At 45.1% G+C, this 13,122-nt stretch carries 13 protein-coding genes; 3 read left to right on the top strand and 10 right to left on the bottom strand.

Annotated features, from left to right (window positions below):
* The gene (locus ACJHYD_RS03360; protein WP_001578566.1) at positions 1-444 is read left to right on the top strand and encodes a EutP/PduV family microcompartment system protein; all 444 of its coding nucleotides are present in this window, start codon (positions 1-3) and stop codon (positions 442-444) included.
* 100 nt (positions 445-544) lie between these two features.
* Here the strand turns inward: ACJHYD_RS03360 and ACJHYD_RS03355 are convergent, their stop codons facing one another.
* From ACJHYD_RS03355 to ACJHYD_RS03325, 7 genes are all read right to left on the bottom strand, one after another.
* The gene (locus ACJHYD_RS03355) at positions 545-874 is read right to left on the bottom strand and encodes a DUF496 family protein (protein WP_000450409.1); all 330 of its coding nucleotides are present in this window, start codon (positions 872-874) and stop codon (positions 545-547) included.
* A 171-nt stretch (positions 875-1,045) separates the two neighbouring features.
* Positions 1,046-2,104, bottom strand: a complete 1,059-nt coding sequence (locus ACJHYD_RS03350) for an FUSC family protein (RefSeq protein ID WP_001200888.1) — start codon at positions 2,102-2,104, stop codon at positions 1,046-1,048.
* A gap of 197 nt (positions 2,105-2,301) precedes the next feature.
* Positions 2,302-2,775: a DNA gyrase inhibitor SbmC gene (gene sbmC / locus ACJHYD_RS03345; RefSeq protein ID WP_001105408.1), complete on the bottom strand. Its 474-nt coding sequence runs from the start codon at positions 2,773-2,775 to the stop codon at positions 2,302-2,304.
* A 118-nt stretch (positions 2,776-2,893) separates the two neighbouring features.
* Complete coding sequence (gene dacD / locus ACJHYD_RS03340; RefSeq protein WP_033547224.1) at positions 2,894-4,060, bottom strand: serine-type D-Ala-D-Ala carboxypeptidase DacD; 1,167 nt, start codon at positions 4,058-4,060, stop codon at positions 2,894-2,896.
* 722 nt (positions 4,061-4,782) lie between these two features.
* Positions 4,783-6,783 carry a phage tailspike protein gene (locus ACJHYD_RS03335; RefSeq protein WP_410228808.1) on the bottom strand — a complete coding sequence of 667 codons (2,001 nt, stop codon included), beginning with the start codon at positions 6,781-6,783 and terminating at the stop codon, positions 4,783-4,785.
* Positions 6,784-6,883: 100 nt separating this feature from the next.
* Positions 6,884-7,762 (bottom strand): P22AR C-terminal domain-containing protein, encoded by an 879-nt coding sequence (locus ACJHYD_RS03330; RefSeq protein ID WP_195806941.1) that lies wholly within the window; start codon positions 7,760-7,762, stop codon positions 6,884-6,886.
* A gap of 68 nt (positions 7,763-7,830) precedes the next feature.
* Positions 7,831-7,992, bottom strand: a complete 162-nt coding sequence (locus ACJHYD_RS03325) for an Arc family DNA-binding protein (RefSeq protein WP_000677939.1) — start codon at positions 7,990-7,992, stop codon at positions 7,831-7,833.
* Between the two features lie 90 nt (positions 7,993-8,082).
* On the opposite strand from ACJHYD_RS03325, the gene ACJHYD_RS03320 reads away from it, so the two are divergent.
* On the top strand, positions 8,083-8,334 hold the full coding sequence (locus ACJHYD_RS03320; RefSeq protein ID WP_000090241.1) for an Arc family DNA-binding protein: 252 nt from the start codon (positions 8,083-8,085) through the stop codon (positions 8,332-8,334).
* Between the two features lie 13 nt (positions 8,335-8,347).
* Here the strand turns inward: ACJHYD_RS03320 and ACJHYD_RS03315 are convergent, their stop codons facing one another.
* Positions 8,348-9,397 carry a P63C domain-containing protein gene (locus tag ACJHYD_RS03315; protein ID WP_077791094.1) on the bottom strand — a complete coding sequence of 350 codons (1,050 nt, stop codon included), beginning with the start codon at positions 9,395-9,397 and terminating at the stop codon, positions 8,348-8,350.
* Positions 9,398-9,514: 117 nt separating this feature from the next.
* Between ACJHYD_RS03315 and ACJHYD_RS03310 the strand changes: the two genes are divergently transcribed.
* Positions 9,515-9,844 carry a hypothetical protein gene (locus tag ACJHYD_RS03310; RefSeq protein ID WP_000890120.1) on the top strand — a complete coding sequence of 110 codons (330 nt, stop codon included), beginning with the start codon at positions 9,515-9,517 and terminating at the stop codon, positions 9,842-9,844.
* A 19-nt stretch (positions 9,845-9,863) separates the two neighbouring features.
* Here ACJHYD_RS03310 and ACJHYD_RS03305 read toward each other — a convergent pair whose 3' ends face one another.
* Together ACJHYD_RS03305 and ACJHYD_RS03300 are read right to left on the bottom strand one after the other, a co-directional pair.
* Positions 9,864-11,702, bottom strand: a complete 1,839-nt coding sequence (locus ACJHYD_RS03305) for a hypothetical protein (RefSeq protein ID WP_049038079.1) — start codon at positions 11,700-11,702, stop codon at positions 9,864-9,866.
* Entirely contained in the window at positions 11,702-13,117 is a 1,416-nt protein-coding gene (locus ACJHYD_RS03300) for a DNA transfer protein (protein ID WP_263889974.1), read from the bottom strand. Before ACJHYD_RS03300 ends, ACJHYD_RS03305 begins: the two co-directional genes overlap by 1 nt.
* Positions 13,118-13,122 lie beyond the last annotated feature (5 nt).

Raw genomic sequence — 13,122 nt, 5'->3', positions numbered from 1 at the left:
ATGCAACGTATGATGCTCATCGGCCCCAGCCAGTGCGGAAAAACGTCACTCACGCAATGTCTGCGTGGCGAAAATATTCATTATCAGAAAACGCAGGCAATCGTCTGGTCCCCGACCACCATTGATACACCAGGCGAATACCTCGAAAACCGCAGCCTCTACAGTGCTCTGTTGGTCAGCGCCTGCGAAGCGGACATTATCGCCCTGGTGCTTAATGCGGACGCACCGTGGTCCCCTTTTTCGCCAGGCTTTACCTCGTCAATGAATCGCCCGGTCATTGGAGTAGTCACCAAAGCAGATTTAGCCAGCATGGAACAAATATCTTTGGTGAAAAGTTGGTTACGGGAAGCTGGAGCGCACAATGTGTTAGTAACCAGTGCGGTTAATAACAATGGAGTTGCAGAACTTTTTGCCTTGCTGCATACAGAAGAAGGCTGTCGCTAATTTCAATAGGTTATCAGATGGGAATGATGACGGTGATACACAGAAAAGAAACAATGAGCAATGAGGGTTGCCGGGCAACCCTCATTGAATAAAACAGGAATTACTTCGCTTCGCCGTTTTTCATTTCGCCCATAGCTTTCAGCTTTTTGGAGATATCGCGGCGTTCTTTGGAGAGCTCGGCATTTTTGATGATGTAATCGTCAACACGATCTTCATAGTCACCTTTCATGCTGGCGATGATGCCCTGGATTGCTTCAACGCTCATCCCCGGCTTGATGTAATCACTCAGGTTGTCCAGCAGCAGGACGCGCTTCTGATTGTCACGGATCTTTTTCTCAACGTCCTGAATTTCACGTTGCAGTTTGTTCTTACGACGGAACAGACGAACAAATTCCAGTACGTCCTGGAATGAAGGCTTGGTAGTTTCCATTTTTATACCCCTGATAATGTGAGAGTCGGATTCGTTTAAGCAACCGCTATTCGATAGGGCCAACATTACTCATAGCTGCCGCAGATGACAATGCTTTTATCCCTTTTCACTATCATACCCTTTATCCTTGCTGAATCGAAGCAGCAGCAAGATGATTCTGAAGTTCAGGAATTATTTGCGCAAGGCCCGGCAAATCAGATTCGATAGCAACTCAAGCTGATGCGCCGTTTCCATGTTCAGCCACACATAACCATAGATTGGTGTTTCCACAACCTTCAGGTCATGGTGGTTATTAAGCAACAGACGCAGCTCTTCCACAGCATCGTTCAATTTTTCCGTATTGGCAAAAACCGGCTGCGGATTACCTTCGTACAGCGCATGAACAAGGCTCAGCAGTATTTGCTGCATCATATGCTGGGTATCACGAAGTTTTTGCGCGTTCAATAACACGAAATGGCTGGGGCGCGTGGCCCAGTATGCATTGATTTGCAACTCCAGCATACAAACCAGATTGCGGTTAATGGTCTGGATACCTTCATATATCGATTTTGGAATACGAGTTTCTTTGCTGGCGGGCGCAATCAGCCCACGCATTTTCACGGCATCGGTCAGGAGTTTTTGTAGATGGCTTTCCAGACGCGGGCGTTCGAGTAAGTTCGGTGAGAATGCAGATTGATAGACCCGATTATACTCGGTCAGACTTTTTGCCAGTTGAATGCGCCAGTGGATGAACGCCCGTTGTGGCCAGATACCGGTAAACAACATTGCCAGTAAAGAGCCGAGGATCACATCGCCGCTTCGCCATAACGCCGTATCAATTTCACCTGTCGGGGAACCAACAACAATTGCCAGCGTCACCCCAATCAATAAACCTTGATACGGTTTCTTACCCAGCGCCAGCCAACCGCAAAGGAACATGGCCGCCGCGCACCAGACTAACATCAGCGGTAACGAGATTAACTCCAGTTGTAGAGCGATAAGACCTAAAATCGACCCCAACACCGTACCGCCAATACGTTCGAAGGCACGAGGGACAACGTTCCCCCAGAACGAGATTGGCCCCATAATCACCACCATGGTGACCAGCGGCCAGGTGCTTTCCGGGATAGTAAACAGGCGGATAATGAGAAAAGTGAGCAGGAATGCCAGCGCGACCCGAGTACCATGCACAATGCGGTAATGGCGGTATACCCGGATTTCAAACGGGCTTAATGACTTATCGGCACGCACGCAGAAACTCCGTAATGAAGATTAAAAGCGCTCATAACACATCTGTCGGCCAGAAGGCGCGCCTCTGAGTTATCCGACGGACATACCGGGAACGGTGTAATTTCCCGGCAGGAGCGAAAAATTTGAAAGGCGCATCTTACTCTTTTCGCTTTCAAAAAAAGAGTGGTCTTCGCGTCAACACACCGCCCTGAGATGAATTAGTGATGTTTTGGCTGCACCGCAACATACATTTCGATGTCCCAGTACCCATCTTCCGCGCCATTGTTCAAGTAAACCTCGAAGCAGGGCTTTGGTAACATTTCATAAGCACTGTCCTGCAAGAGGCTATTAAAGAATTGATACCAGGGTTTAGCAAAATCATCACCGACTACACGAGCCACCGCCACCGCATACTGACCACCTGAAATTTCTGTCAGAATGACGCCCTCACTGTTTTCAGGGAGCGTAAAGTTATTCGGCACCGTCACGACGGTGTCGCAGCGTAATTTTTCGGCGGGTGTTTCATCTGGATTGTCGTAATAGACAGCAACCCACTCCTTCGGCACAATATTTTTGCTATCTACCCACATCATCAACTGCTCAAAACCTTTCTGTACCGTCTGTTCCCACGGGCCAACGAGATGGAAACCTGCAACGGTACGTTTATCTTCCTGCTTAATCTCGTAGTTCATGACGCCTCCATTAATACTGTTTTTATATACAGTATATCTGCAATATTAAAACCACAAGGAATGAGTGTTGATTATGCGAGCAGACTCGCACTCCTGCCAGTCTGCTGCAAAAGAAAGGTCAAGCCTTATGGTGGAAATAATCACTCAGGCGGGAAAACATGCTGCCTTCCCCGACAGATTCCAGGGTAACCAGCGGCCAGTGCGCCACCTGTTTATCACGGTCGTAAAGTTCAATTTCCCCTACCCGCTGATGGGCGCTAATTGGCGCAGTGAGTTCTTTACCATCAAGGGTATATTTGGCTTTGATATGTGGAATTTCGGCTTTCGGTAGCACCATCCAGAACTCTTGTTCCGTTCCCAGGGCGATATTTTCTTTATCGCCATACCAGATGCGTTCCGTACCGACCTTTTTCCCACGATGCAAAATTTGCACCGTAGTAAAGTTTTGTTGCCCCCAACGCAGTAATTTTCTTGCCTCTTCCTCACGACCTTTTGCACTGTCAGCCCCCATTACCACTGCAATGAGACGACGCTGCCCATCTACAGCCGAAGCAATGAGATTAAACCCGGCACCAGAAGTATGACCCGTTTTCAGGCCGTCAACATTCATGGTTTTATCCCACAATAACCCGTTACGGTTTTGCTGGGTGATACCGTTCCAGGTGAGGCTTTTCTCACTGTACATATGATAAAACTCGGGCTCGCAGTGGATGATAGCGCGAGAAAGCACAGCTAAATCATAAGCCGAGCTATGCTGGCCAGGTGCATCCAGACCATGCACTGTTTCAAAATGCGTATCCTTGAGATGCAGCTTCTCGGCATAGTTGTTCATCATTTCAACAAACTGCCGTTGCCCACCGGCAATATAGTCAGCCAGTGCAACACAAGCGTCATTTCCGGAATCCACAATTAAACCACGGCTTAAATCACGTACCGATACGCGATCGCCCTCTTTCAAAAACATCAGTGAAGAACCGACAAACACCGGATTATCTTTCGCCCACGCATCGCGCCCCACGGTGACAATATCGTCTGGCGTAATGCGATGACTATCGATAGCGCGATCCACGACATAACCCGTCATCAGCTTTGTCAGGCTGGCGGGATTGCGCTGTTGATGCTCATTACCCGCGGTGAGGATCTGACCGGTGGTGTAATCCATCAATACCCAGGAGCCGGCATGAATCTCAGGAGGCTGAGGTGAAAAAGGAATGTTTTCCGCCGCAAAACCAGACGATAAGTTAAAAACGAACAAAGAAGCAGCAATAATAAGACGGCGTTTCAACAGCAAACCCTCAGGAGTTTCAAATAGCTGTTCTTTTTACGGAAATACTTATGAACTGGCTGGAATAAAGTGCAAGAAAATGTGACTACCCTCTCATTTTCATCTGACATGATCTGTTGCCACTCGCTGTCAAATTGTCGCGCTAAAGCTGATTAGCACGGTGATATTTGATACTCTGGCAGACAGCAGAAATAACGGATTTAACCTAATGATGAATGACGGTAAGCCACAATCTACCTTTTTGTTTCACGATTACGCGCAATACCCCTGAGAACCGCCATGAACAAGGGTTTCATGATTTGTGATTTTAGTTTGGTACGCAATTTGGTACACAACACAATTTTCACTTCAGCGGGTAGTCATCAAACTCACCATAACGAGCATCGTTAATGATGTATGTGATCACCACAAACATCACATCTGGACTAGTTCCGCTTTCATGCGCAGGTATTTGTTCACGCCTCCCTTTCTGCAAATCCTAAAGATGAGATTTTGGGGTTTTGGGATATCTTTTATCCGCAGTTCTCTATCCATTATGCAAACCAGTAATGAACCATCACCGTGTGATAGTGAGGCATCTGCCACGATAAGCGCAGAGAAATGATGCAGTGGTGGGCGGACTGGATTGATGAGAAGGTGGAGTAATCCACCTTAAATATCGAATGGCACAAAGCATTGCATTCAAGTGCAAAGCTTTGTGTCTAACACTTATTTAAACAACATTATATTGCAGATATTATAAAACATAATAATTCTTCATATCTTATTCCATATCGCTCACCCCCTTCTATAGATATTCTGCGTTCTCCAGTATCATATTCAATTAATTTTTCATCACCGGATTCTTCGTCAAAAATTATCTTTTTAGCAATTACTGGTTCGTATTCAGTTTCCCATTTATCATAGCAAAAAAGACCATAGTCGTTTGCATCAAGCCCTTCTTCAGCAAATGCTTTATATACATCTTGGGCAATAATGCCAAAATGTAATCTAGCACTTTCTCCTTTTTCAATTACTGAATCTATAAATCTAAAACAACAAACCAAACCCTTTATTTTATATGCAACACGTCTCTCTGCATCAGTAATCGGTCTTTTATCAGTCTTAACTCGACCATCCGATGTGTTAATCGTTGAAGTGCCAGCAAATATTGTATTCCACCTTCTGGATGCTGAACCGCAATTTCTAGCGTTATCTGTTGCTGGTTGTACCGACGCATCAAAACGAGCATAATTATTCTCATCAGAAACAGGTCCCATCAACCCACTCAAAAAAGGGAGCCCGCTCTGATTAGCAATTATTAATTGGTTGTCACCTGAAGAAATTGCCGAACCAGCATTGTTTCCGATAAATATATTACCTGTTCCAGAGCTTAACGATCTACCAGATCTATATCCAAGCATTACATTATTACTTGCTGAACCAATAGAATTAAGTGAGTCGGCTCCTACTGCGACATTATTCATACCTGTAGATGTGCCTGTATAAGGGTTATCTATAGAAGAAATCCCTCTTCCTGAGCCGCTACCAATATATGTATTGTTATCTCCATTTGTAATCTCCCTTCCGGATGCATTGCCTATAAATGTGTTATTATTTAGAATGTTATAAGACAACCTTTTGCCTGATTGGTCTGTAACAATTCCAGCTCGCATTCCAGCCGCTCGACCTATTGCAACATTACCACTACCAGTATGAAGTTGTTGTAATGCACTTGATCCTACTGCAACATTAAAATTTCCTTCTTTATTTTCATTTAGGGCATCGCGCCCAATTCCAATTATGTTACTAGCTGTGGTTGCTTTTTTGCACGCATTCACACCAATTGCTACAATCTCAGTGCCAGTGCATGGCGATGTATCTGTGAGATCGTCTTGAAGGGTATCACCTGATAATACACCTGTCCCAATTGCTGTAATGTTATTGCCCGTGCTAATGTTTCTTCCAGCACTTGGTCCAATCGCAACAACTTGCCCAGATATATCATTTCCATTATATAGCTTGCCAGCATCAAAACCCAAAAAAACATTTCCAATTGTCTGAGCAGGATTTGCAAATGGAATAGGTTCATCTCCTTTACTTTGTATTATTTTACCAGGGCCATAAAATTTTCCATTAATATAGCCCTCAATTAAATAAGTACCTTGTGGAACATAAACACCATCAGGTGAAACTGAAGATGCATAGGAAAATATGTGTGTTGCGTCAATATTGCCATTAACAATGTCGCTAACATCTTCATGTTTTACAAAATCAAGAATACTAATATTCTCTGCATTTTTATCATGCTGTGTTCGTTTTGTAGAATTAATTAAAGGTTGTTTTACTGTGATTAATGAATCACCAAGCCCATCATCTGAACTTAAAAGTTCTTGCCTTAACTGATCCGGGTCATACTTCAGCACATTAGGAAAATAGAACTGCTGCGCACCGTACGCATCATAAACAGCCATAGAATGGCCTTGCACAGTTACAAACTTGGCAATCTGTCCGTTATATACAGGATATCCAGCAGCGTTAATGATGATTGGCTGCGAAACAGGAACGTGAGAGCCGTCTTCGTTCTCCACATAAACCTGAATCTGGTTATCAGGATTTACCGGGTCAGTGTCAATTTTACCGATATAAATTTTGCCATTGGCAACGGCTTTAAAAGAACGCGCCATAGTGAAGAGTTGCGAAGGCATACTCACTACAACATTGGCATTTATTGAATCTGTCATTTAATTTGCTCCAGATACAAGGAATCGCCGCAGCATGACTACGGTGAATTTTGGGCATAAAAAAACCCAGCCGAAGCTGGGTCGTTGCGTTGGTTATCTGTCAGTAGTTATGTACTGAAGGAGGTAATTCTTTATTCTTAAGTCTCATCCATGCGGAAAGATTCGTTGGTCCGTCTGGCTCACTGATATCAACATCTCGTGTGTGATTAATTAAAACGTCCCTCGCCATTCCGATAACATACGAGAACTCATGACCGTAGTCGTAGCATCTGCCGGAATAGTTCGATTGAATTTGTTTTAATGCCGGATACAGTTCGCGGAATAATGCCTGTGAACGGTTAGCATAATCCCATAGCCATACAAGGCTGTTTGCTTCTTTTGCAGAAAGCTCATTTGCTTTCTTCTCTTGTTTGCCGATAAACTCGCCTTCAAGCACTACCCTGTGGATGTACTCTACGGCCAGCGGGATTTGTTCAATTGAAAGTTCATCAATGCTGTCAATACCAAAACGCTGATGAACCATATTGTATGCATCGTCATAGCGAAGTCCTTTCTTTCCTACCAGCATGTTTACTGCATCGCGTAGCGGCGTTCTTTCCTCAACAGTGGTTTTCTTGCCTTTCACATACTCGCCATGTTTGCGAATTGAAGGTAGAACTTCTGCTGTTACCCACTTGCGGAATTTGTGCGGGACCGAACCTTTATTGACAGCATCGCGGCAGCGCAGAACCAATGTATACATACCTGATTCGCTAACAATGCTTAGATTCTGCTCACCACCAAGGGTGTAACTTAAAGTTACTCCCTTTTCATCGTCATCAAGTGCAGTAAGCGCCTTGCGTGAGTTAGTCAGGGTTAAAGCATCACAAACATCTTTTGCTACAAACCACGGCTCACCGCATTTGTTGATGACGCGGATTTCACTGTCGCCGAATTTGAAGATGGTGAAATCGTTTTGTGCCTTTGCTATACTTTTCATGTCAATATTTCCTAATCCGATTTGTTGATACCGAAGCCCTGACTGTTCCCGCAGTTGGGGCTTCAACTTTACGCGCCAATGCGCCCTTCCTTCTTAAAGCTTTCCATTACTCTCTGATAAATCTCAGAGTTAACAGACCGACCATTCTCTTCCGCCACCTTGCGTACCAAATCCAATACTTCTTTAGGCCACCGCAAATTGAACTGCGGCATCTTGCTCATTCCTTTCATATTCACCTCACAATATAGGTCCACCGTGGACCTATTGAGAATATAGTAGAGTGCTTCTATCATGTCAATACACTAACTTGGAGTGATGGCATGGCTAGAGATGATCCGCACTTTAACTTCCGTATGCCTATGGAAGTAAGGGAGAAATTAAAATTCAGGGCGGAGGCGAATGGGAGATCAATGAACTCCGAGTTGTTACAAATCGTCCAAGATGCTCTATCAAAACCATCGCCTGTGACTGGATATCGCGACGATGCAGAACGACTCGCTGATGAGCAGTCAGAGCTTGTTAAGAAGATGGTGTTTGATACGCTGAAGGATTTGTACAAAAAACCCACCTGACGGTGGGTTACTGTTACTTGTCTGAATCATCCAGTTCGTCTGTTTTCACATCCTCAAACCTTGGATGCAGGCGATTCATTTTTGCAATAAAATCTGAATAGTCGTTAGATAGCTTCATAATCGTAACGGTTGATGACAGATGCTCTCTTAATTTTTGATATCCAATATTTGGCGTCAGCCCCTGAAACAACTTTGTACCTTTTGAAGCCTTTACGTTCTGCTTTTTAAGCTCCTCAAGGATGTTTGGTGCCAATCGCTTGTAGACGATATCATTTGTCAAAACGCCAAAATACTGAGGGCGGAAGCGGGGATTTTCCGGCGGGTATTCTAAGCCCCTTAACCTGAAAAGCTCTTCATAATAATCAGCCGGAAATGTTGTAATATAAGGTTGAATTTCCTTTGCGACAAAGGCCTCGAGTATTTTGGCGAGCGCATCTTTTTCTCTATCTCGCTGGTACCCCGTCGCTTCATCAACAAGCGCTATTATTCCGACTTTAGCTAATGAGCGCACCAGAATTTCAGCTTTCTTGGCTGTCTCTAACTGGTTTGGCCTGGTGATAGCGCCTGCCTCTCTTGCCTTTAAATAAACATCGCAAACAAGAGGTATTATGGATGCGTCATAACCTTCTTGGACGGAGCCAGTAATCGTCTTGTATTTGACCTTATTGATCACATCCATAACATCTTGATTTATATATTTTTTAAGGTTTGCAGCATCCATAAAAGCGGGCATATTGATCGCCCCCTCTTCTTGAGGTGCTCTACCCCCTCTTTGTGGTCGGCCAAATGCTTTAAAAACAGAAGCTTGTGATATGATACGCCGTCCATTTTCGAGAACCGCGACATCTAATTCCGCATCACCGATCTTTAACTTTCCCTCATTCGCAGATACGGGCAATAAAGCTTTTTCTTTTTTTGCGGCAACAGCCTTTCTTGAGGATTCTTTTCTTTGCTCTGCTGTCATTTTTGCCGCGCGTGCCTTACCGCCTTTGGCCTTCCCACTAACATCATCATTTTTCATGAGCATATCTCGTGTTGTGATTGATAAGTCAATCATACACATGCACGTTGTAACGTGCAATATTTAAATATGCACGTAAATTGCAAATCAGATAATGAGGAGACTTTCTCCCCCTTGCACTGACATCATGGTATTCTGCTCAAAACTAAGGAGGTTGGTGTGTTAGAAATAGTCGTACTCGCTCTTGGGATATCCTGTTGCGTACTATATGCAGGGTTAGCTGCCCTCAAGAAACAGGTTAAGGAATTAGATCGCTCACATGAAATTGATACAAAAATTGCGCGATTAACAGAAGAGAATAAACACTTAAAAAATTCCATAAGGGCACTAACTGATGACAACTACAAACTGTCCCATGCATTGGCTAAGTGGGAAATAGTAAGTTATGAAAGAATGACCGACATGATTTTTTCGTCTTATATGGCTACAAAATCTCCTGAAACATCAGGAAAAGCAATAATTGCAGCCATTGAAAAGAGAATTAAATAGCCTTCCTTGGCGTTCATTTCTACTGCCTGGTAGCTTCGTTAGTTAGGAGAGGGCGAACGGCGTTAGCAGCCTGATTTAACGCTCGCTCATATGCCGGAGTTCCAGGCTTGACGTTTGCAAGGCGGAGAAGCATGTTTCTTGCTGCTTTAGACTCATACAAACGCATCATTGCACCAAAGCCAGCCTCAAGCCCCATTGATACGCCAAGAGTCGCAGTTGCGCCAATCGTCCTTATCCGGTTGGCTTGCGATTGCCCCGTCTGAGTTACTACATTTGCGGTGTCTGACCTTGCTGTTTGCTGTAGAACTTCATGAAGAGAATCAAGCTCTTTCATGTGCTTTCCAGAAAAAATAGTGTTGTAAATCTCACCGCCTGACTGAGATTTCAGCTTATTAACTTCAGTGATGAACTTGGCTGGAGAGTCACCGGCCTTTTCCGCTATTTTGCTGACGTAAGCTGCACGCATAGCATCTTTCCCTTTATCATCCAATGCGCTCCAGATTCGTTTCACGTCAGATGGTTTTCTGCTTAATACAACAGTATTTATAAGTTCAGGACTGGCTTCACTGCTTGCCTTGTTGAGCTTGTTAGCAATGTTTTTATTAAGCACCTTATTATAAACGTTTGCATAATCGGAATTTGCTTTAAGGTATTTTGCTGCGTCTGACGCACCGAGGTTTTTTGCAACTGCGTTACGAAGGTCTTTTGACATTGCATTCTCTACCATATTGGTAGCTGCTTTTGCCTGGTTGGGGAAGACCATAGCATCTCCCTGAACATTAGATCTAAATGCTGTTCTGTGCTGACGCAAGAGATCAAACGTAACATCCAAATCAGTTGCAGGGTTTGCTAATTCTTCACGCAGGTTACGCAAGGATGTAAGCAGGCTTTGATTGGCTGAAGTCCCAAGCCGTTCCTGTCTTGCGATCGCTGTATTCAGAGCATTCATGGTATTTGTAGTATCAACTGCGGCATTACCCATTTTATTGGTGACGTCATTGATAACAGCGCCAGCAGCATCCTTCCGCCCCCTTAACGTGGTGGTCAGAGATTTCACCACATCATCAGGGTTGTACTCACCAAAACGGTCAAAATAATTGCTTACCAGCTTACTACGCGTTGCATATTGCTCTGCTCGCTTTGAGCCCGTCCCGAGCAAAGCCCCCTCGGCATCCTGAGTAAGGCCGCGAGTGAAAGCATTTTTCGGCGGGATAACATCAGATGTCATTGGTGTCACGCCCATCGATTCTGATGTGGCAATTTTCTTCGCCACTTCTGGCGCAATATCACCTTTTATAGCCGTTATTCCACGCCCTATTCCCTTTGCTGCTGCGGAAAGAACACCCTGAGCGGCAAGGTTAACTCCGGCATTTTTAGCTGCATTTTGTGCGAAATCGCCTTTCTGATTTGCGGCCTCTGCCAGCGATCCAATAGCCATGCTTCCTGCCGTTCCAACTCCTGGAACTAAATACCCACCAATTGTTTCACCGGCTTGTGCGTATGGGTCTGTCGGTTTATCTACTGGACGATAAACATCATCCAAAACTTTTGGCCCACCAAGCCCCTGACTGATTGCATTAATCAGACTTGCGCCACCCTGCAATACGTCAAATGGTATGTTTACCAGACCACGACCAGCCTGTTCTGCAATTTGCCCTGCACTTTGACCACCAGTGAGCCAATCGCCAGCTTGTTGCATCAATGATGGTTCTTCCCGTGTTGGTGCATTATTGTCCTGATTAACTGTTTGTTGCTGAACAGCCTGACCAGCAAAATACTCATCAATGGCGGTGCCAATATCTTCGGTGCTCGTACCATCAGGAAAGGTAAATGTCTTACCGTTTGCAGTTACTTTCATCATTCCACCATAAATTGAATGCCTGATTTTGAGGTATATGATCCAACCTGATTCCGTGGTTCTCCTGAAGGTGTCGAATCTTGTGCTGGCGCTGCGTCAGTATTCATTGACATATACCGCTTAACGGCACTCCCCAATGATTCACCTTTTTTAACATCCAACCCCAATATCTGACCGCCATTACGCGATTGTCCAGGGTTGCCATTCGCGCTCATCCACTCGGCTTTAAACTCATTAAACTGCGCGTTTCGTCGCTCAAGGTTTGCCATTGCATCAAGCCATCTTGCGACCGTCTCAGGGTTATCCATGTCAGTTGGCGCACCCTGTCGAACGATCTCAACGTCTTTATCCGTTGCTGGGCCGGGAGGTAGGAATTTAAGGACCTGACTGTTAACAAGGGCATTTTGGCGAATGCGCAAATCACGCAATGTTGTATCGCTTCCGGTAAGTTTTGCGAACATGTTCTGTGCGTTACCGAACAAACCTGTCGTTGGTTTTTCTGCTCTGAACTGTTGAGCAAGCGCACTCATAGAATTGGCTGAGTTTGATGATGCTGTAGCATTGTTTACAGCCGTCTCGATGCCTTTTTCCATGTTTACTGACAGCTTAGGTGCTTCGCTAATCAACTGCTGAGCCTTTTCCTGCGCTTGCTGCATCTTAAACCCGAACTCTTGCTGATCCAGAGCCAAGCGTTGTGCTGCGATATTGTGCCCAGTCATTGCTGACTGATAGGAAAGGTTTTGCCCTCTCGCCTGAAGTGCCTCGCCAGCCTGATTGCTGCGGATTGTCTCTGCCAGCCTGCCTCGGTCAATTTCACGACCAGCCATCTTATCCTGAACAGCAAACGCCTTTTCTGGTCCAAGCGCACCGAGAGACATGGTAGTCAGCATGTGTGATAGCTGCTCTGGATTCTGAATACCTGTCTGAATCATCCAGTCAGCATTCGCACCTACACGATTCAACCTGTCCTTGTTGTCAGTAATGAATTTACTGTAGGCTTCCGGTCCCTGAGAAAGAGCGACGTTAGCCCTCATGGCTAAATCGCCCATATCGTTGCGTTGCTGCTCATTAAGACCGGAAAACGCCTGTTGTGCCTGTGCAACAAACGCTGGATTTTCCTTGGCAAACTTAAATAGTCCCGATGGATCACCAGAAGCCCATGCATCAGCGTGAACCTTATTGAACGCACTAATAGCTTTCTGTTGCTGTTCCTGATTGTAAATATCAGCAACTCCAGCCAGACCACGTAACGCGGTCAGGCCAACGTTATTTGCACCTGAGCGAGCCAGTTCATTGTTTTCGCGGATCAGACCAAGCGTTGCGTTAATGTCGCTTGCCTTTGGCGCATTCTCATTTTGCGTACCGATGCCAGCCAGAAAACCACCAGAATTAATACCTTGTTGCCACGTAGCCATTGATT

Source organism: Escherichia sp. WS1368 (assembly GCF_046487485.1).
Taxonomy (GTDB): Bacteria; Pseudomonadota; Gammaproteobacteria; order Enterobacterales; family Enterobacteriaceae; genus Escherichia; species Escherichia coli.
This window is presented reverse-complemented; position numbering and strand designations above follow the sequence as displayed.